The 21,067-nt window shown below is 55.7% G+C and carries 16 protein-coding genes and 1 tRNA gene; 4 read left to right on the top strand and 13 right to left on the bottom strand.

Annotated elements, in window-relative coordinates; genetic code table 11:
- The first annotated feature begins 55 nt into the window (after window positions 1–55).
- A complete protein-coding gene (locus H6F46_RS17260; protein WP_190356011.1) occupies window positions 56–1,150 on the top strand; it encodes a DUF1611 domain-containing protein in 1,095 nt (364 codons plus the stop codon).
- Between the two features lie 54 nt (window positions 1,151–1,204).
- On the opposite strand, the gene hpsU is transcribed toward H6F46_RS17260, so the two are convergent.
- The 13 genes from hpsU to H6F46_RS17205 all read right to left on the bottom strand — a co-directional run bounded on the left by hpsU (window position 1,205) and on the right by H6F46_RS17205 (window position 16,291).
- The gene (gene hpsU, locus H6F46_RS17255; protein ID WP_099532177.1) at window positions 1,205–1,870 is read right to left on the bottom strand and encodes a hormogonium polysaccharide biosynthesis acetyltransferase HpsU; all 666 of its coding nucleotides are present in this window, start codon (window positions 1,868–1,870) and stop codon (window positions 1,205–1,207) included.
- Window positions 1,871–1,880: 10 nt separating this feature from the next.
- Window positions 1,881–2,846, bottom strand: coding sequence for a glycosyltransferase family 2 protein (locus H6F46_RS17250; RefSeq protein WP_190356010.1), 966 nt, complete (start codon window positions 2,844–2,846; stop codon window positions 1,881–1,883).
- A 127-nt stretch (window positions 2,847–2,973) separates the two neighbouring features.
- A complete protein-coding gene (locus H6F46_RS17245) occupies window positions 2,974–4,071 on the bottom strand; it encodes a glycosyltransferase family 2 protein (RefSeq protein ID WP_190356009.1) in 1,098 nt (365 codons plus the stop codon).
- Window positions 4,072–4,278: 207 nt separating this feature from the next.
- Complete coding sequence (locus H6F46_RS17240; protein WP_099532180.1) at window positions 4,279–5,484, bottom strand: glycosyltransferase; 1,206 nt, start codon at window positions 5,482–5,484, stop codon at window positions 4,279–4,281.
- A 22-nt stretch (window positions 5,485–5,506) separates the two neighbouring features.
- Window positions 5,507–5,641, bottom strand: a complete 135-nt coding sequence (locus tag H6F46_RS19635; RefSeq protein ID WP_255509021.1) for a hypothetical protein — start codon at window positions 5,639–5,641, stop codon at window positions 5,507–5,509.
- 420 nt (window positions 5,642–6,061) lie between these two features.
- Entirely contained in the window at window positions 6,062–7,750 is a 1,689-nt protein-coding gene (locus H6F46_RS17235) for an iron uptake porin (RefSeq protein ID WP_190356008.1), read from the bottom strand.
- A gap of 317 nt (window positions 7,751–8,067) precedes the next feature.
- Window positions 8,068–9,156 carry a serine protease gene (locus H6F46_RS17230; RefSeq protein ID WP_199291642.1) on the bottom strand — a complete coding sequence of 363 codons (1,089 nt, stop codon included), beginning with the start codon at window positions 9,154–9,156 and terminating at the stop codon, window positions 8,068–8,070.
- Window positions 9,157–9,364: 208 nt separating this feature from the next.
- Window positions 9,365–10,879 carry a circadian clock protein KaiC gene (gene kaiC / locus H6F46_RS17225; protein ID WP_099532182.1) on the bottom strand — a complete coding sequence of 505 codons (1,515 nt, stop codon included), beginning with the start codon at window positions 10,877–10,879 and terminating at the stop codon, window positions 9,365–9,367.
- Between the two features lie 440 nt (window positions 10,880–11,319).
- A complete protein-coding gene (gene kaiB, locus H6F46_RS17220; RefSeq protein ID WP_099532183.1) occupies window positions 11,320–11,634 on the bottom strand; it encodes a circadian clock protein KaiB in 315 nt (104 codons plus the stop codon).
- A gap of 819 nt (window positions 11,635–12,453) precedes the next feature.
- Window positions 12,454–13,305: a circadian clock protein KaiA gene (locus H6F46_RS17215; RefSeq protein WP_190356007.1), complete on the bottom strand. Its 852-nt coding sequence runs from the start codon at window positions 13,303–13,305 to the stop codon at window positions 12,454–12,456.
- 345 nt (window positions 13,306–13,650) lie between these two features.
- Window positions 13,651–13,794, bottom strand: coding sequence for a hypothetical protein (locus H6F46_RS19160; RefSeq protein WP_190356006.1), 144 nt, complete (start codon window positions 13,792–13,794; stop codon window positions 13,651–13,653).
- A 174-nt stretch (window positions 13,795–13,968) separates the two neighbouring features.
- Window positions 13,969–14,042 (bottom strand) — tRNA-Pro (locus H6F46_RS17210).
- Window positions 14,043–14,260: 218 nt separating this feature from the next.
- A complete protein-coding gene (locus H6F46_RS17205) occupies window positions 14,261–16,291 on the bottom strand; it encodes a ribonuclease catalytic domain-containing protein (RefSeq protein WP_099532185.1) in 2,031 nt (676 codons plus the stop codon).
- Window positions 16,292–16,545: 254 nt separating this feature from the next.
- Here H6F46_RS17205 and H6F46_RS17200 point away from each other — a divergent pair, with 254 nt between their 5' ends.
- The 3 genes from H6F46_RS17200 (at window position 16,546) to H6F46_RS17190 (ending at window position 20,673) form a co-directional block, all read left to right on the top strand.
- A complete protein-coding gene (locus H6F46_RS17200; RefSeq protein WP_190356005.1) occupies window positions 16,546–17,379 on the top strand; it encodes a class I SAM-dependent methyltransferase in 834 nt (277 codons plus the stop codon).
- A 233-nt stretch (window positions 17,380–17,612) separates the two neighbouring features.
- Entirely contained in the window at window positions 17,613–18,494 is an 882-nt protein-coding gene (locus H6F46_RS17195) for a shikimate dehydrogenase (protein WP_190356026.1), read from the top strand.
- A gap of 271 nt (window positions 18,495–18,765) precedes the next feature.
- Window positions 18,766–20,673, top strand: a complete 1,908-nt coding sequence (locus H6F46_RS17190) for an ATP-binding protein (RefSeq protein ID WP_190356004.1) — start codon at window positions 18,766–18,768, stop codon at window positions 20,671–20,673.
- Window positions 20,674–21,067: the final 394 nt, after the last annotated feature.

Raw genomic sequence — 21,067 nt, 5'->3', positions numbered from 1 at the left:
AGCCAGTAGACCAGTTCAGTAAACCAGTCCAAGCATCCGTAGTTGAGAAATATCAATGGACTTTCTGAATCCGCGCTTGGCGGGGCGACGGGTAGGGGTTTTGTTGCATGAGGGACTGCGGGGCCCACGGGGCAAAACGGGTCTCGCCTTCTTGCGCTACAGCGCGGCGGAGGTGGTGGCGGTGATCGATCGCGATGCGGCCGGTGCCAGCCTGGTTGCTTTAACGGGGATCGATCGCCCGGTTCCCGTGGTGGCCAGTGCGCAGGAGGCGATCGCCCTAGGGGTCGATACGTTGCTGATTGGGATTGCGCCTTCGGGGGGAATTTTGCCGACGGAATGGGAAACGGAACTGAAGAATGCGCTGCGGGCTGGGGTTTCCCTGGTGAATGGCCTGCATCGTCCCCTCAGTCAAGCGCCCGATTGGGTGGCTTGCCAACAGCCGGGGCAATGGATTTGGGATGTGCGGGTGGAACCAACGGGCCTGACGATCGGGTCGGGGTTGGCGCGGTTGCTGCCGGGGGCGCGGGTTTTAACCGTGGGTACAGATATGGCGATCGGGAAGATGTCCACCACCTTGGAACTGTGCCGAGCAGCCCGCCGCCAGGGCCGACAAGCGCATTTTGTGGGTACGGGTCAAGCGGGGTTGATGATTGCCGGGCAGGGGGTGGCCCTGGATGCGGTGCGGGTGGATTTTGCGGCGGGGGCGGTGGAGCGGGCCCTGTTGCAGGCGGCCCAAGACGCGGGGGGCTTAGGCGAGGGGGATCTGTTGGCGATCGAGGGCCAGGGATCGTTGCTGCACCCGGGATCAACGGCCACCTTGCCGTTGTTGCGGGGATCGCAGCCCACCCATTTGATTTTGGTGCATCGGGCTGGTCAAGTTCATTTGCGAGATTTGCCCCATTGCCCGATTCCGCCACTACCGGACGTGGTGGCCCTTTACGAAGCGGTGGCACGAGCGGCTGGAACCTATGCAGCAGCGCCCGTAGCAGCGATCGCCCTGAACACGGCTCACCTGTCGGATGCGGAAGCAAGGGCCGAGTGCGATCGGGTGGCGGCCTTGACCGATCGCCCCTGTACGGATCCGGTGCGTTACGGGGCAGAATTACTGCTGGCTTCGATGGGTGTTGATTCGTTCAATCAGCAAACTTGATCTGCTGGGTGATTGGGTATCGATTGATATTGATTAATCTCAATTAATCAGTGCCTATTGGGATGGAATTGTGGAGGATGACTGGTCCCGATCGAGCGATCGCGATCGTTGAGGTTTGCAAGGATTTCCCCAAGCGATTGATCGAGCGGGAATATTCATCAGTACTGTGCTTCTTGCGCCGATGATGCTGTTTGCGCCAATGCTCACGCCGGGAGCCACAAAACAGTCCGTTGCGACCCAAGTGCCATTGCCAATCACCACCGGTTCCACCAACAACCCAAAGGCGCGATCGCGAATATCATGACTGCCGGTGCAAAGATAACTGCCTTGGGAAATGATGCAGTGGGAACCCACTTCAATGCGATCGAGACTGTAGAACGTGACCTGATCGCCAACCCAAGACCAATCACCAATTTTTACTTTCCAAGGATAGGTAAATCGAGCGCTCGATCGAATCACCACGCGCTTACCAATCTTTGCCCCAAAACAGCGCAATAACCAACAGCGAAACCCATTGGCCGGGTGGGGAGAGAGGGGAAACAAAGTACCTTGAATGAACCACCACAACAAAATAAACCAGCCGGGCCGCCCCCGATCGAACCAAGATTGATCATAGCGACTGAGATCAAACCAAGCTGGCTCATCGGTCACCACAGGATTCACCCGATCGTGGTGGGCATAGGATTGGGTTGCCCGCTCAAAATTATGGGGCACAGTCATAGGCGATGCCTCAGGAATGGATTGACGACGAAGCCGATCGGGGACTGGATTTGGGTTGCTGCTGTTGGTTTAACTGCCCGCCCGACTTGCGCAATTCATAGAGCTTAACCCCAATTTGAAACTCATACTGACTCAGCAATCGGCCATACACATAACCGGGATAACCATCCAAAAATCCCAACCGAATAATATAAAACAGCACAAATCGAATGAAGGGTTTCATGGGCAACCGCACCCACAGCCGCTTCAGGGCCCGCTTCCGTTCCACGGCATTTCCAAACAGATTGCCCTTCAAGGTTCCGTCTTTGCCGCGCCCTTCTAATAGGTTTAAATAGACCTGGGCTTCCCAATTGGAATAGCGATTGTGGCGAGCTAGCCATTGGTAAATATCCCGGAAGTCAATATGCAGCATGTCTTCCTTGAGATAGCCCACTTGGCCATGGCTAGGATCGATCAAAACATGCTCATGAACCTCGTTGTCTCCCGTGTTGCGAATTTCTTCGGTTCCCAGGTTTTCGTAGCGGCCTGATTGATGCTTAAACAATCGCAGATTCCAATCGGGATATTTGCCCCCATAGCGAATCCATTTCCCTAGGAAAAAGACGCGGCGGTTGAGATAGTAGCCTGCGAAACCGGGACGGGCGATCGCCTCAGCAATTTCGTCCCATAGCTCCGGGGTAATTCGCTCATCACAATCCACAATCAAAACCCATTCATTCCGAAAGGGCAGATTCTCCAGCGACCAATTTTTCTTTTTGGGCCAACGACCATTGAACTGAAATTGCACGATGGTTGCGCCGTAGCTTTCGCAAATTTCAACGCTGCGATCGTCGCTTTGGGAATCCACCACAAAAATTTCGTCGGCCCGAGCCACGCTTTCGAGACAGGCGGGCAGATTGGCCTCTTCGTTTTTGGCCGGAATGAGCACGGAAACGGGAACCGTGTTGCTGGTGATTTGTTGCGGATGAATGGTCATTCTGAAGGGGGGTGAGACAGCAGCGGATGGCGAAAACAAGGGGGATTTAGCGAAAAACGAAGCCGAATCGAACGAATTTTAGGGGTAACTGGGAACGGGGACATCGACGATGATCACGGGGCCAAGCCTATAATGCCCGACGACCCATGAGGGTGCGAAGGATGGCCCACAGGTAGCCCAACTGACCATAGGCATAGACCAGGTTGTCAAAACGAATGGCAGGATCCCGCCAGTGGCGGAGGGCTTTCCAGAGGCCCCGCAGGAACCGATCGCCCGCCAAGCCAAACTGACGCAAACCCGCCCGCCCGGCCAGTTGTTCGCGATAGCACTCGCTGATGCCTTGCCACCAGGCGCGATTTAAAAACCACCGGGGACTCAATCGCTCTGGGGCAACGTTGTGGGCGGCGTGGGCGGCGGGAATGTAGCCCACTTGCCAGTTCAGCTCGATCGCCCGTTCGGTCATCATTAGTTCTTCGTTCGACAGCAGTTTTTTCCCCACGCGCCCTAGGCTGGGGTCAAAACCGCCCACCCGATCGAGAAAAGACCGACGAATTGCATAATTCAAGCCGCGCGGCGTTTGTCCCGGATTGTGAATGATGATCGGTTGATCGCCCAAATCATAGGCCCCCAAGGGTTCGGTCATGCCATCGGAAAGCCAGCGCGGGCGCGATCGCCCCGGGGGCCACAGCAGGGTAACGCGCCCCCCGGCAATGGCCAGGCGATCGTTTTGGGCAAATGCTTCGTAGAGCATCCGTAACCATTGGGGGCTGGCTTCTGCGTCGTCGTCCAAATAGGCGAGCAAATGACTGCGGGCGGCTTTGGCTCCGGCATTGCGGGCCACAGACAAGCCTGTGATCGATTCGTAAACGTAGCGCAAGCGGGGGTGAATCAGGCGTGCTTCCACCACTTCCCGCGTGCGATCGGTGGAAGCATTGTCCACCACCACAATTTCGTAGGGGAGTGCTGCACCGCAATCTTGGCTCAGCAGACTATCGATCGCCCCGCCCAGATACTCCGCTCGATTGTGGGTGCAAATGATCGCAGAAATTAAGGGTTCCCGCGCGTTGGTTTCTGGGCCTGGGAACTCGGAAGTTTGGGCGTTTGGAGGGGGTGAGTCTGGTGTTGCTGAGTTTGGGGTTTGGCTGGCTGGAGTTTGGCTAGCTGGAGTTGGAGTTTCTGAAACTGGCGACTCAGTGGGGAGAGGTTCCGGGGATAAAGCGCCCATAGCACAACATTGGGGAATCGAAAGATTGGGGAAGTCGAGGGCTTGAAGATCGAAAAATGGGGCGAATCCAGGGTTCAGAGATTTCGGAGATTTAGGAATTGGGCGATCGAAATGGGGCGATCGGGCGATCAAGAGATTGCGAGATTGCGAGATTGAGAATGGGGCGATCGAAAATTGCGAGATTGAGGATTCGAGGTTTCCCTGAACCTAGGGTTTGCGAGGGCCGCGTTGCGGACTGCGGTTCAAGAGCTGGTGCAGGCGATCGCGAAAGGCATCCACCCCAAACAGGCCAAGGGCCTCTTGCCGCAGCCATGCCCCATCACAACGGCGATCGCCCCTGGTCGTCAAGGCAGCAATGGCGGCGCGGGCCACGGCCTCCGAATCCCGGTGGGGAACCCGCCACCCCAATCGACCATCCTGCAAGGGGTCGGCGGAACCGTCGTCATCACCGGAAATGACCGGTACGCCCGTGGCCATGGCTTCCAGATAAGCAATACCAAATCCCTCTTGGGAGGGCATGACGTAGAGGTCGGCGGCTCGGTAAAAGTCCGGCAGGGCCTCCGTGGGCACAAAACCCGCAAACACGACCCGATCGCCCACGCCCATCTCACAGGCCAGGGCTTCTAATCGCGGGCGATCTTCGCCGCGACCAATCACCAGATATTTCACGTTGGGCACGGCTCGGGCAATCAGTGGCAGGGCCCGAATGGTCACATCCACCCCTTTGTAGCGATCGCCCGGCCAGAGCCGCGCCACGGTCATCAGCACTTTGCAATCGGCTAGGCCATACTGCGTCAACAGTTCCGGCGGTTTGGGCCCCGGTCGAAACACCGTGCCATCCACCGGACAGGGCATCAGATCCACCCGATCGGGATTGAGCTGGTTGGCCTGACTGGCGCGATCGCGGGAATAGCGACTAACAATCCAAAGGGCATCGGCCCGCTGCAAAGCCCGGCGAGCCGGAGGCGAGAGGGGATCCCAAACTTCCTTGCCGTGGGTCAGCACCGTGTAGGGGATGCGCCGAATCTGGCAAATCCAGGCGATCGCCTGAACGAGGTTGATGTGGCCACAAAACACTTGGCGCGGTGGCGCAATCCACAGATTCCAGGCCAGGCTGGCCAGCATTTGTAACCGCCCGATCGCCCGGGACTTGGCCCCACCAAAACAGTTAAATTCCAAGCGCCCTTCCCCGATCGGGGGTTTAGCCATGGGGCGATCGCGCAAAATCCAGGCCCGGCCGCGGCGGTTCGGTTCCGCCACACAGGCGTAGGCCGTCAACAAATTTTGGTTATAGGTTTGGATGCCGCCCTCGTTGTCGAACACCTCAAGGAAAACGAATGCATCCCACTGACTGCCCCGCGCCGATCGAGACCGTGGCTTAGCCGAAATGGGTTTTGATGGAACGTGCTGCATGACGAATCAACCACCCAGAATCCTACTCACGACTCGATCGCTCAATGGCATAGCTAATGCAGAACTCAATGAATGCATGGCCCCACAGTGCATGGCTTGAAAAGGCATGACCCCACAATAGTTGGTCATATTGAGTGACCACATAATGTGTGGCCATGACCCCAGTAATGTGCGACCCAAATTATGCGCGACCCAAATCATGCGTGACACAACCTAGGGCTTGGTCTAAACAGCGCACGACTGATCATGCATGACTAAGCGACGGAACTGGATGATTAGCCCCGGTCACTGAACCTGTTAACGGTAGTCTGCATTTCCAATGTCTCCGATTCCGCTCGGGACTGCCACTGCTGGTGGTGCTGTTTGTGGTTCTGTGGGCCTGTGCTAGGGAAATTGAATCGGGATTGCACCTGAATGAATCTGCCGATCTCAACTGTCCCCTATCAATTTACCCAGGGTTTTTCCGTGGGAATCCGGTTAATTTGCATACCTATACGCAGGCCCGTAACCCAAGGCTGGGCGGTTGCCCGATTCTGAGGTGATGCTTGAACGGGCCTGGCCAAGACGACTTAAATGATCAGAATCGAAATGTGGTGCGGATAGTTCCCACCACGATCGCCCCGCGATCGGCCTCATGTTCCGCTTGGGTGACCACGAAAACGCCGGGGGTGATGGAAATTCGATCGCCCACCTTAAACCGATAGAAGGTTTCCAGGTGCATTCCCTGGCCCGAATCGTCTTCCACATCGCCCGTGCCTTTCACCAAGCGCAGGGGCTGACCCACCAAAAAGGCCCAAAGATCGCCCTCGCGGCCAAAGGGATCTGACCAGGCTAAGGACACCGCATAGGTGTTGGACAAGGCCGTGGCTTCCCGATCGATGTAATTTGTCCAAACCCAGCCTCCCCAGGCCGCCAGGGTGAGAGCTTCCGATAGCCGCCATTGCAATGTGCCGCTGAGGCCGTGGATTTGGGCCGGGGAATCGAGCTTGCCGGACAGGTCGGCGTTGAGGCTGCCGGTGAAGGTGTTGAGATAGCCCCGATCGTCGTAGGCGTTGATGTAGGCGATGCCCGTGAGCAAGGTGGCCGCCGGTTTGGTCAGCAGTTGCACCCCCCAAGCGCTGCGATCGCTCCCAAAGATGCCCTGATCCGGTCGAGCGCTGTTGCCTGCGCCGTAGGCAAATTGCAGCCGCCCCCGCTCCCACAGCAGCCAATCTGCCCCCACACCCCCATCCAGGGCCGCCAGCTTAAACAGGGGGCTGCCTTCCGCGAACCGAGAAATGGCCCCGCGGCCGGTGTCAAAAAAGGGCGAGTTGGCCGTGAGGACGCTGCTGAGGTCAAAGCCGACGGGCCGCAGGGTCAAAACCACCCGATCGCCCCAGGCCGCAAATCGATAATCCAACAGGTCTAACTGGATGTTGTTGTCCAAATCCGTTTGGAACGAAAGGCGGGCCATATCCGTGCCCAAGGATTGGCGACTGGCATAGCCGTTGTTGCCCAGGTTGCCCGTGGCCAGTTGCAGCCGCAGCCGATCCTTCCCCGTGAAGGAGGTGACAAATTGCAAGCGGGTCAAGTGGGCAAAGGTGGCGGGATTTTCGTTATCACCGGGCGGATTGTCGCCCGCGGCCGCCGACAGACCAAAAATCGTTTCGCCCCCCATCAGCAGGGTGGGGCTAAAGCGCTGACTTTCCAGGCGGGTGGTGGTGGCTTCCAGGCGGTTGACTCGTCCCGTGAGCTGCTCCAGTTCCGATCGAAATTCCGTTTGCAGGCGGCTCAGGGCGGCCAGGTCGTCCCGTTGCACTGCGGCATCGGTGGCTCGATCGAGCTGGGTTTGAATCGCCTCTAAGCAAGCGGCTAAACCGGCGGCAAACTCAAACCGGCCCAAAGGCCGATCGCCCCGAAACAGTCCATCGGGATAGCCCGCCAAACAGCCGTAGCGCTCCACCAGGGATTGCAGGGCCTGGAATGCCCAATCGGTGGGTTGCACATCGCTGAGGGCAGAAACGGAGGTGACCTGGGCTTGAGCGGGGATCTCGGCTTCGGGGGCGCTCAGCTCAGTTCCCACAGGTTCGATCGGCTCCAGGGTTTGGGCCGCAACTCCGCTGGTTCCCGCCACCAGTCCCACCAGCACTCCCAAAGCCCCCAATAGGGATGATCCCAAGGCCGATCCCACCATGGCCCTGAACAGGAATCCAGTAACCCACCGGTTCCCGTCCGCCCGTTGCGATCGCCCTGAAAAGTTGATGGCCCCGATCAAGTGTTCATGCACTGGGTGTTCATGCACTGGGTGTTCATGCCTTGATGGATGCCCTGATTGATGCCTTGATGGATGCCCTAATGGGTGCATGTGGGGCTGCGGAATGGCCGTCGCCGCCTTGGTTTCCGCTTCTGAATCTGTTTCTGCTGCTAACGCTGCTGCTGCCGTCATCCTGCCCAGACTCCCTTTACACACCACAGGCAGATCGCCCCTGCTGCAATCCCTAACCAACCGTTGATTAACCCCAGGGGCTTTCACTCGGGTATGGATTTCGGATCGAAACTATCACAGGCCCATTCCTTCAGGACGATTTCGCGCGGAAGTTGAGCCTAGAAAGGTCGATCGCAAGGATCACCTAACAGCACGCTGCCGCACCCCCCCGAAGGTTGATCGCGCAGGAGTGATCGCACATCAAAGGTAAACGCCGCGTAGATGTCCTCCACCGTGTCTGCCTTGGGCTTTTGAGCCAAGCCGCGTGCAATCAACTGCTCATCCACGGGCGGATCCTCATAGGCCAACACGATGCGGGCCGCCTCCGCCGCACTCAGAAAATGTACCGTTTGCATCCCACAGCTCGCATCGGTGTTTCCCTCTAAGGCTTGACCGAGCGATCGCCCCAAATCATTCCCCGAAGCATCAACCCCCAGCAACCCTTGGTTGCAACCATTGGAGTCACCCCGACCGCGGCCGTGAATCCCCACCAACTCCCCATCCCCATTCAGCACCGGGCCGCCGCTCATTCCCCGCCGAGTCAGGTTGTCGTAGAGCACGCTATAGCCCCCATCGCTTAAGGGACTGGGGGAAATGGCCACCAAGGCCCCAGAGCTGGAAATCCGTTCACGGCGGGCGCTGTCGTCCTCGGGATTGGGCCAGCCAGACACCACCACCCGATCGCCCCGCCCCATCCGCCGGGAATTGCCCATCACCGCCACGGGATAATCCAGATTGCTGGTGAAACGCACCAGGGCCAAATCCATCCCCGCGATCGCGGAACCCATTTCATCCTGTTCATTGCCCAGGGGAATGATATTGCTCGGATCACTTTCGTCATCAATGAAATGCACCTCACCATCGCTGGTGCGCACTCCATAGACCGTGCCCCGCGTCCGCACCACATGCAGCGCCGTTAGGGCGTAGTAGGTTTGCCCTTCCCGGGCCACCAGCACCCCCGACCCCGGATTCCATTCCTGGCGCTGTTCAATGTCTCCCTTTTGCAGCCCCTGGGCAATCACCACCGTGACTTGCGAGGCGATCGCATCCACCTGATCCAACGTCAACGCCTGCACAGCCCAAGCGGGAATCGTGGCCACAATCATCGCCGCCCCCACCCACAGCCACCAACGAACACAGCGATGGTGCAACCACCGCCGCCCTTGCTGGGTCAGCGTGACAAACAGTGATGCGATAAAGCAGCCCATAATTCGGCTCAATCATCTAGAGCCTCTTTCCCCCCTAGGCTACAGGAGTCAGGAGTCTGGCAAAAAGTTTCAGGTTGCCAGATCTTGTCCTACATTCGTCTGCTTAATTCCGTTTAATTCCGTGAATCCTGATGCTTAATCCTGTTGACTCTGAGTTGAACTCTGTTAATTCTGAGTGGGTCTCGTCCTGAATTGATTAGTCTATTGGTTAGTCCGTGGACTTTTCCTGAACCCCGCGCATAATCCGCGACAGTTCCGTTTTTTCGTCCACGCTGACCCGCGAAGGGGAACCGCTGATGATTTTTTCGTAGTTGCGGAACGAGTCGCGAATTTCTGGGCCGTTGCGACTGATGGTGTATTCGCGAATACCCTTATCGTGTTCCGAGCCTCGCATTTTGAACACGTTAATGGCCCGGCACATTTCCCCACGAATTTCCACATACTGCAACATCAAAATGGTGTCGGTGATGGTGGAAATATGGGAATCGGTGATGGCGTGGGATCCCATAAACTGGTCGGTGGTGTTCGTGAAGAAACCGGTGATTTCTTCTTGCTTGGCGAAGCCCGTCACCCCAATCACGAATTGGCGGAAAGCGTTGTTGCTGACCCCCCGCGCCAGGGCTGAAAGGGAGTCGATCGCGATGCGGGAGGGTTTAAACTCAGCAATTTCAGACTTGATGATCTGCAAGTGATCTTCCAAGCCCGCTGACTCCGGATAGGCGCAGAGAATTTTGAGCAACCCACGGCTTTCCAAATCCTCAAAATCAATGCCCCAGGAATAGGCGTTTCGAGAGAGTTGGGCCCGCGATTCTTCGTAGGCAAAGAGGATGGCGCGTTCGCCATTTTGGCAAGCGTCTTCAATGAATTTACTAACCAGCAGGGTTTTGCCCGTACCGGTTGCGCCTGTGGCCAAAATAATCGAATCTTTGAAGAAGCCGCCGCCACACATGGAGTCGAGGGTGAGCACCCCGGACGATACCCGCGCGTTGGACGATCGCTGAGTGAGGCGCATGGCCCCCAGCGGGAAAATGCTAATTCCTTGGTTGGTGATGGTGAAGGGATATTCTCCCTTCATGTGGGTTGTGCCCCGCAGCTTCAGAATTTCGATCGTGCGGCGACGGCGTTCCCCCTCCAGCACGTTGCGGACGATCGCCACGTTATCCGACACAAATTCCTCAACCCCAAACCGCGCCACGGGGCCATATTCCCGCTCCCGCTCCGTGGTCATGATGGTGGTCACGCCCACTTGCTTCAGGCGGGCCACCAATCGAAAGATTTCCCGACGCACCACTGAAGCCGCGTCATACTGTTGAAAAACGGCGGTGATTGAGTCGATCGAAACCCGCTTAGCCTTGTATTTCCGGATGGCGTATTGAATGCGCTCAATCAGGGCTGACAGGTCAAAATTGCCAACAATATCTTGCCCTTCTGGATCCGGGGAAGCATCCAAAATAAACAGCTTTCCCGAATCTACCAACTGTTGCAAATTCCAACCAAAACTGCCCGCGTTCTTAATAATGTCGGCGGGCGATTCCTCAAAGGTGACAAAGATGCCCGGCTCGTCAAAATAAACAATTCCGTTATAAAGAAACTGGATCGCAATTAGCGTTTTCCCAGTACCAGATGTTCCGCTTACGAGTGTTGCTCGACCGACAGGTAGCCCGCCATGGCTAATGTCGTCAAAGCCCTCAATCATCGTCCGAATTTTTTGAACACCGGTCATAGTGATATCTGTTTATATCTGTTTCCTAAGGAATCAACGCTATCGGAGTAGCCAGTCATTCAGCCATCAGTGCCAAGGAAATGCCAGGGAATGGAAAGCCAGGGAATGGGAATGGTGTCTGAGGGTTGGGGCCCCTAACCCGATCGGGCATGGCCCCTGGGGGTTAACCATCACCAAGGGGCAGATCCAGATTGCCAAATGGAGAGGCTCAATTGCCGAGCATGATACCGAGCACAATGCTAAACGCAACAGGGATCGAACCTGATTGGGGCTAGATGGGGCAGTCGATCGGGGTGTGGGGCCCGCGATCACAGCACACCGATGCAACCGATGCACCGGAGCGAACCCACCCGCCGGGCATTTGGGGGTTGGTTTTGCCGTTCCCGATCGCCTCGGAGTCTAAACAGCATCCCACGATCCATCGCAAAACCCTACTGATTCTAGTATTCAGCCTCATCATCCGCCAATTCTTCATAGAGCAGGTCGAGGCCAATCAACACCCGCTCGCGATCGGACAAATCGCCAATAATTTTCCGCACTGGCGGGGGCAGAATTTTTGCAAGGGTTGGGGTGGCTAAAATCTTATCCTCCTCAGCAAGTTGGGGATTTTTTAGCACATCGATGACCTTCAGCGCATAAACCCCTTGAAACTCATCTTCCAAAATATTCTTCAGGGTTTTCAGGGCACGGACTGAATGGGGAGTATTTCCTGCTACGTATAACTTGAGAACGTAGGTTTTTTTGAGGGGACTCATAAGCAATACAACGAGTTGAGTTTAGGAAGTTCTGTCCACGGGAATTTGGGTAAATACAAGACCCGTTGAGAATGCAAGGTCACCGGAGTCCCTAAAACCGGAATCAGATCCATGCCAATCACAGGACTCTCCCCAAGGGCTGGGGAAAACTTACTCCCAATCTGTTATCGAGCAGACCACGCTCCAGTCATCATCCTCAAAATTCAGTTCATCAATGGCAGTCTGATGGCAGCTTGATGGTAGTTTGGTCGAAATATGCCGAAATCTTCTGTTGACAGCTTGTACTTACTGGTCAAATTGACTCTTGAACCGGATAGGGTCACCTGCACTCAGAACGTGAGAAGGAACGCGAAAATGGCTTGATGCCGACTGCGACGACAACGATTGACAGGGAGAAACCAGAAAAATCAAAGCATTAATCTTAGAGCTTCTGGAGCAGCTCTTGGCTAACTTGTAAACGAACAATAGCCCAAAGATCATGGAACTTGATTTTATTTAATATAATAACCCGATTGTCAAATGGTAATCAGAAAATATTCTTAAGTTTCCTGATTTGAATCAATTAATCTATGAAGCCTTCATTCTTGACGAAGATCAATGATAATTTGATTAAAAAATGACGTAAAAATTATTTCTGAGCGTGATCTAAAAGCAGCAATTTAAAAATGAATTACAAGAGTGATTGCAAGTGGCTAGCCGTGTTTTCGCCCTTTGCCCAAAATTGTTTGATGATTGTTCGATGCACAGATCTATTAATTTGCATAATTTGATTCGCATAATTCGCAAGCGCTGTATTGTTAGATGATCAATTAGGGCCCATCACTCGCGAGGGATGGAGCGTCGATACATCTCGCACAGGTGGGCAATGATATCAATGAGCGTGAGCCGATAGTCTAGAAGAATTTCTTCACTGCGTCCTTCCAGCTTGAGTTGAGTGGCAAGGGCATCCATCAACTCCATGTGAATTTCTACAATTTGAGAAACAGACATATCCGCAAAGAAAGCCTGCTCTACAAAGCGATCGACCCGCATATTGACGGTTCCATCCTCTGCAAAATAGGCCAAGACAATTTCGCGATATTCGCTTCTCAATTCCTGTAGGAGGGTGTGCCTGTCTTCGGCGGGCAGGTTTCTGAGAAAAAGTTTGGGTTCGCGCTTGTAATACACACCTAAATATCCTAAGCGCTCTTTGAGTTTGTCTGTCAGTCGTTTCTGTTGCTCAAGCAGGTTCACTGCATTACTAGGGACGGCAGATGCGGGGGCAACGTTTGTCTGACCAAGGTTGGAGCTGATTGGCGTTAGGTATAGGAAATTGTTGATGGCGCGATCGATGGATCGGCGGAAGATTTCGAGGTCTTGCTCTGAGGCAATCACTTCAGCCGCATGATAAATCCAGGGTTTTTTGGGTAAATTCTGCGATCGGGAACACCAAATAACTGCCGGAAGAATGATGTTAGCGGTAGAGAGCTGCTCAATGGTTTGCTCAAGCAGTGGATCCTCTTGAATAATGAGACAATCAATTTCCTGCTGGTTTTGCTGAATGGCAGCCAAAAATGATTCTAAAGTTTCGTGGTATTGCGTTTGATAACGAGCAGTATCAAGGATTTTGCATAGGACTTCAGTGCTCTCTGATGAGTTTGTGAGCGCAGTAATTTCTAAGTAATATCGCACGATTTTCGCAGAATGGGGTTAAACAAAAAGGGGCTTTGCTATCTTGAGCTTGAAGTGGCTCTATCCTAGTGGGTTTTGCCGAGCAATGGCGATCTTGAGGGTTGCTGGGGGCGCGATCGGGAATGATTTTTAATAATTTTTTACTGTCACCAATATAAGAAATCAAAATAGGGAGATCGAATGATTGGGATCAGTAGGACAACGGGCTGATCATGCAGGCCATGGCCAGTTCTGGTGCAGAACGGGACGAGTGGTTGATGATGAAAGATGGCTAGGAGCCGTCCGGGAGCATTTCCTCTGGTTTGTTGCCAGGGTGATCCTCGGGGTCAGTAATACAGGGATAATTTAACTCAATTGCTGGGTGCTGGTGGGTGGCTCCACGGGCCAGGGGGCTGCCCGTTTGGGGAGTTCACTGGGGCGATCGCCAGGCAGAACCCACCTTGCCAACTCGGGGGATTGGGCGATCGGGCAGGGGCAACCCAAGGCCAAGGAGAGTCAACGCTAGAGGCCCCCTCACCAAAATTTAAACCATCAGTTCGAGCCATGGAAAAACTAGGGCGATCGGCAGTTGGGCCGCCGAAAGCACCAGTAGTTTCTATGGAGGCAGAATGAAGGAGAATCCAGCGTTGCGAACCCTGGATAGTAGTGAATTGGGAAATACAATCGGGATGACTGGATTCGAACCAGCGGCCCCCTCGACCCGAACGAGGTGCGCTACCAAGCTGCGCTACATCCCGAGGCAGATTCCGCGATCGAGCCAGTGATTTGACCGGCGCGAAATTTGACCTTCAGAATTATAGGGGATGGTGAGCCATTTGCACGCAACTGGATGAGGAATTTTTTTATTTTTCTCGCGCCATTTTCTTGTGCGCCATTTTCTTGCGCGCCTGGTTTGACCAGTTTCCTCTTGCCAGACCTGTTTTGATCACTCGTCTTGCTCAGCTCAGCCCCCGAGCTACAAAACCGATTCGGCCAGCGCTCCATCCACCGCCGTTTCCCGAAACTGAATGGAATCTTGGCGCGGATCCGCATGGCTCACCTCCAACCAGAGGCGATCGCCCGGTGACAGATCGCGATGGAACCGCGTTGCCAGCTCCACCCCCAAATCCTCCAGCAGCACTGCCGCCAGCCCATCATCCTCGCGCAACCACCGCAACATCAGTGTTTGCCAAGGGCCGCGGTTGCGTCGTAAATATTCCAAAATCCAGTAGCGTGTGGTTTGGCGCTCCACCAAAGTCGCTTCATAGGCTGTGGAACTCACCCCTTGCACCAACTCCTGCATTTCGTTAATCGAAAAGGGCAGGGTTTCGCCTCGCAGGTGCGCCTTAATTTGAAAGTGACCCAAGAGATCGGTGTAGCGGCGAATGGGTGATGTGATTTGGGTGTAGGTATCCAGGGCGAGGCTGGAGTGGCGGGCGGGCGTGGTGCTCATTTCGCTGCGGGGCATACAGCGGCGGATGGCACAGGCGCGCACAGGGCCCGCTGGCAACAGCATCAATTCCTCTGCGGGGGGAAGTTCCGGTTGGGGTTGGCTGCGGAAGGGCATCGGCAGGCTATGTTCTTGGCCGTAGCGGGCGGCCACTTCCCCCGCCAGAATCATCATTTCTGCCACCAGCCCCCGTGCGGTGGAATCGCCCAGGACACGGATTTCAATTTCGTCATCCTTGACGGCGATCGAGGTTTCGGGCATTTCAATGCGGATTGCCCCTTGGCTGGCCCGCCAGCTTTCGCGGCGCTTGGCCCACTTGGCCAGGGCTGTGAGTTGTGGCTCGTCGGTGATGCCCAAATCGAGCATTTCGTCCACGTCGTCGTAGGTGAGGCGGTAGGTGGGTTTGACGTGACTGGCGCGAATTTGGTAGTCCGCGACGGAGCCATTTTCGTTAAGGACGATGCCGAAGCTGAGGGCACAGCATTGCCGGCCTTGCACGAGGCTCATGGGGCCGGTGGCCAGCTCGTGCGGAAACATGGGCACGGGGCCCGTGGGCAAATAGACGGTGGTGGCGCGGCGGCGGGCTTCGAGGTCTAGCTCGTTTCCGGGTTCTAGCCAGCGGGTGGGATCGGCAATGTGTACCCAAATGCGCTCGGTGCCATCGCTGAGGAATTCCAGGCTGAGGCCGTCGTCAATTTCTCGGGTGCTTTCGTCGTCGATCGTGTAGGTTTTGAGGTGAACGAGGTCGAGCCGATCGCGATCCAGATCGGGGGGTGGGGATTCGAGGTACGCACGGGCCACATCAAGCACCTTGGCAGAAAAACGGGTGGGCAGTTGCGATCGCCGCAAGTGCAAATTTTCGTGGGGACTCCACAGGCCCAGGGCCACAAGCAGATCAAATGCACCGCGTTCGGTGGTCGGGCGATCGAGCTTTGCGAGTAAGTCTAACGCAGCCGATCGATTGGTCATTTCATCGCCTTGGACGGCATACCGTTCCAGTAATTCAAGGCGCTGACGAAATGGGGAATCGTCGGGAATTTCGGGGCGATCGCCCGGGTTGCTGATGGCCGATTGAACCCACTCGCAAAAGGCCTGCTGTTCCTGTTCTCGCTGCCGGGTCAGCTCCTGTTGGCGGCGCATTTCTGAGACTTGGCTAGCGGGTCGAGGTTCGTAGCGATCGCCCTTCTGCTTAAAAAATAGCTTATCCTCGCTCAGCATCCGGTGAGCAGCGTAACAAGTGACCGGCGAAGCTTCCGAAAAAAGAATGAGGCTCAGTTCCTTGGCATCCACGGCGCGGTTGTCTTCCTCGCACAGCAGTTCCCAAGCCACTTCCAAACTGTCGGGGTCAAAGTAAGGCGCTGTGGCGGCTCGAAAGGCAGCAATGTCGGCGGGCTGAAACCCACCCCCAACGGTGTAGGTCACATCCTGGGGACGGATCTTGTGGTTTTTGCCCTGCTCGCCGATCGCGATGAAGAGTTTTTTGCCTTCTGGGCGATCGATTGTGGCCAACACCCGCTCGTCATCGAGTCGCAATTCAACCAGCGTTCCTTTGTCCATAGACTCGACACCAAGCCTGCACAGTTCGGCTCTTAGTGTAGGGGATTGACTGGGCCCGCGAACCGATCGCCCGGGAGAGGTTGTCGGCCGGAATTCAGAGCGTTAATCAACCGGTGGGTTAGGTTGAATGGACACATACAATTGCTTTCAATTGCCTTCAATCGCTTGTGGCTCCAACGTTGAGTTTCAATGTTGAGTTTTGCCATTGCTGTCACCCTCGCTGTAATCACCTCGCGGTCAGTCGCTGAAAATCTATGGCTACCTCAACGGTTAATCTGCCCTACTTCGATGCTTTGTTGGGCTTGCTGGATCGATCGCCCGCTGTGCAAACGGCCTTCCGCCGCCACGTCCATTGGGGCTATTGGGCCGATCCCGATCGGGCCCAAATCAGTCCCGCCGCCTTTGATGAAGCGGCCGAGCAGCTCACCCGTGAGGTGTATGGCACAACGCGGATTCAAAATGGGGCCAAGGTGCTGGATGTGGGCTGCGGGTTTGGCGGCACGATCGCCAGCCTGAATCAACAATTTTCAAACCTGCAACTGACGGGGGTGAACATTGACCCGCGCCAGCTCGATCGGGCGAAACAGTGGGTGACTCCGCAAAATAACAACACCATTGAATGGGTGGAGGCTAACGCGATCGAGCTGCCTTTTCCGGATGCGTCTTTTGATGTGGTGTTGGCGGTGGAATGTATTTTTCACTTTCCCGATCGACAGCGATTTTTCCAAGAGGTGCGCCGTGTTCTGAAGCCGGGTGGTCAATTGGCTATTTCAGACTTTTTGCCCAGTGATTTGTTAGCGCTGTTGCCTAATCTCAAATCTCCTTTGGATAGTACCGGGTTTTATGGTGGGTTTGACTTGAGCTACACCCTCAATTCCTATCGAAACCTGGCCCAAGAAACGGGATTTCGGCTCACCCAGGCTCGGGATATCACGGTGGAAACTTTGCCAACCTATAGTTGCTTTCGATCGATGGCGGTTGATAATCAATGGTTCGATCCGTCGGCGATGGTGCAAACCTTGGCGGTCGAGGTGGTCAGCCGTCTGCGGGCGCTCAACTATTGGATTTTGCAGTTCGATCGTTGGTAAATCTTGGGGGCGCAGCTTTGAAGTCTTGAAGCTTGCAAGTGTTTAAGCCCGCAAGGATTTAAGCCGGCAAGCAAACTTCTCAGTTCATCAATGGTTCAGTTCATCAATCCATAATCCATTAGTTCGTCGATCTATTAGTTCATCTAGTTCGTCGATCTAGTAGTCCATCTAGTTCATCAATCATTAGTCCATTAGTCCTTGAGACAGGAGATTTTGAAAACGTGTCTTCAAATATGAATCGATCGCCCATTACCGGTAAAACGCGATTGCTCGGCGTAATTGGGGATCCCATTGGTCATTCCCTCTCGCCAGTGATGCATAACCAGGCGATCGCCAGTTTGGGGGCCGATGCGGTTTATGTGGCTTTTCCGGTCAAGCCCGCAGACTTGACTAAGGCGATGGATGGCTTTGCGGCCGTGGAGGTGTTGGGTCTGAGCGTCACCATTCCCCATAAGCAGGCGGTGATGCCCCTGTTGGCAGAGATTTCCGATGTGGCTCGATCGGTCGGGGCCGTCAACACCCTGTGGCGAACCGATCGGGGCTGGGCCGGAACCAACACCGACGTGGACGGCTTTGTGGCCCCGCTCAAGGCGTTGCGTGCCCATTGGCAGGGGGCCACGGCCCTGGTGTTTGGCACGGGGGGCGCGGCTCGGGCCGTGATTGCCGGAGCCAAGCTGTTGGGGTGCGATCGGGTGGTGGTGGCTGGGCGCGACCCCCAAAAACTGGCGGCCCTGCAACAGCACTTTGGGCCCCCAAACCCCCTGGCGATCGCCCTAGAAACGCTGGTGTGGTCAGACCTCGATCGGGTGCTGCCGGCCGCCGATTTGCTGGTGAACTCGACTCCCGTGGGAATGCATCCCTTGGCGGCCGACTCGCCCCTTTCGATCGCCCAATTGGCCCTGTTGCCCCCCAGCAGCATTGCCTACGATTTGATTTACACACCTCGTCCCACGCGCTTTTTGCAAATGGCGGGCGATCGGGGCTTGCAGACGATTGATGGGTTGGAAATGTTGGTGCAACAAGGGGCGGTGGCCCTGTCCCGCTGGTTGGGTCAGCCGGCCCCGGTGGCCGTGATGCGATCGGCAGTGGAGGCGTTTTTGGCCCCCGGATCTTGACCAGTTGTTGAGTAGCTGTTGAGTAGCCCTTTTGAGACCTCCCCCAAGAGTCTGCAATTCTGATTGACATACTCCCCGCCCTAAAGGAACGGGGATTCTCTAAGCCTCGCGACTTAGATTCCTGCTTCTTAGCAACTGCCTCCACCCCAAAGGTTTCTCGGTCTTATGTTTGCTCCACAGGCTTAAATTCCCGGATGTCCCTCGGTATGTGTTCAGTTGTAGTACAAAGCCGCCCTCAAAGGGCGGGGTTTCAGACCCAGAAGTTTTGTTGATGAATCGATCGACGATCGTGCCCGCATTGGCCGCTGCTGCCTTCACCCTGTTGTCCTCCGTTGCAGCTTGGGTGGTGGATGATATCGCCCGCGATCGATTTGTTGGAGAAGCCCGCTCCAACCTCCTGTCTCGCTTGAGCGCCAAGCGGGCCCGGCTGGAATCGGCCCTGAACGCTCGCATTCAAACGGCCCAAGGCATTGTTCCCTACGAGCTGAACGCGGGGCCTCTGTCTCAAGGCCAATTCAGCGCCTTTGTTCGATCGCTCATGCAGCAGCAACAGGGCGTGATTGCGGTGTTGTTGGTGCGATCGGCCCAGCCCGGTCAGCCGCCGGCCCTGAATGATCCCCAAAAACTGCAAATTCTGACCTATCCGCCAAACACGGAAACCCAAGCCGTTTTGGATGACTACCGCCAACAACAACAGCGGTTTAAACGCCTGATTCCCAGTGGTCTCATTTCCCGATTACCTCAGCCCTACACCAACCGGGCACGCTACTTGGGCTACATCCCCGTTTGCGATGGGCGCTGCTCCAGTCGATCGCCCCTGTTGGGCATGGTGGTTGTGATCTTTGATGAGCTGGCCCTGCTGGCGGATGCGGACTTGCTCAACAACGACAACAGCACGGAATACGCCATCTATGAGCATGGGGCCAATGGGGTGGGGCGGTTGCTGTTTGGGTCGGCCACCGTGTTCGATCGCGACCCGGTGATTCTAGAAATTCCGTTGCTCACGGGGCGCTGGCAACTGGCCGCTGTGCCCGCCCAAGGTTGGACAGTGGTGTCCACTTCCATGCTCTGGTTACGGGTGGGCGAAGTGGTGGCGATCGCCCTGGGCACGGTGTTGACCTTCCTGCTGGTGCGCCAACCCATGCGGCTGCGGGTGGCGATCGCCCAAACTCGCGAAACCAACCGCCTGCTGCGAGAAGAAATTCTCGATCGACAACTGGCCGAAGCCAAACTGCAAAGCCTGGCGGAACAACTGGAGCAACGGGTGCTGGAGCGCACCGCCGAACTGTCCAAAGCTTTGGAACAGGTACAAAAGGCGCAGGTGCAGGTTGTCCAGTCCGAAAAAATGTCCAGCCTGGGGCAGTTGGTGGCCGGCGTGGCCCACGAAATCAACAACCCGATCAACTTCATTTACGGCAATTTGGGCCATGCAAAGGACTACATCCATGGCCTGTTGGGTTTTTTAGAGTTATTGCACCAGGAGCAACCGGAACTGTCCCCCACCTTGACGGCCTATGCCGAGGCGATCGACCTGGAATTTCTGGAGGACGACTTGCCGCAACTCCTGAAATCCATGGAAATTGGTTCCGAGCGCATTTGCGGCATCGTGCAATCGTTGCGGATTTTTTCCCGGTTGGATGAATCGGATCTGAAGCGGGTGGACATCCACGAAGGCATTGACAGCACCCTGACGATTTTGAACCATCGCTTGAAGGGCAGCGACACCCAGCCGGCCATCCTCATCCACCGCGAATACGATCCGGCCATGCCTGCGGTGGAATGCTATGCGGGTCAGCTCAATCAGGTGTTTATGAACCTGTTGGTGAATGCGATCGATGCGTTGGAAGAGTCTGGCACATTGGATCCACAAATTACGATCGCCACGGCTCTGCTTGACCCCAATCAGCTCCAAATCCGAATTATCGACAACGGCCCGGGAATTGCCACGGCGGCCCAATCCAAGATTTTTGATGCATTTTTCACAACAAAGCCCGTAGGCAAGGGAACGGGGATGGGGCTGTCCATTTCCTATCAGGTGGTGGCCGATCGCCACAAGGGATCGCTGGAATGTGTGACGGAGCCGGGCCAGGGAGCCACATTTGTGATCACCATCCCGATCGAGCAACGGCCGGCCCTGGCCGAGTCTTCGGCCGTTGATCCAGCACCCTTAACAACCTAGGGGCGATCGCAAAACTCATCAAAACTCAAGAAAAGACTCCCCAGTCCAGAACCCTGAAAGCTAGGATCAAATCGTCAGGAATCTTTTCTTGGGCCGAAGCAAGTCTGTTGGGCTGATTGCTGATGGATGATCAGCATCGGGCTTGCGCAATCAGGGTTGGTGCATCACATGGGTTAAATCACGGTTCATGGATGAGTTGACGATCGGCGATTGGTGATTGAGATGGGCGACTTGAGATGGGCGACTCACGATTAGCCACCCGCGATCGGCGATTCATTAACCGAGATCAGTCAATTCGGTGACTGAGGCAACGTTCTTGGCCAATGGGCGAACGCGGGCCGGGTTTCCACAGCAGCGCCCCTTGCCCCAGCATGTTGATCAGTCCCGTTGGTTC

Origin of the sequence: Limnothrix sp. FACHB-1083 (genome assembly GCF_014696485.1) — a bacterium.
In the GTDB taxonomy this organism is placed as follows: domain Bacteria; phylum Cyanobacteriota; class Cyanobacteriia; order CACIAM-69d; family CACIAM-69d; genus CACIAM-69d.
This window is presented reverse-complemented; position numbering and strand designations above follow the sequence as displayed.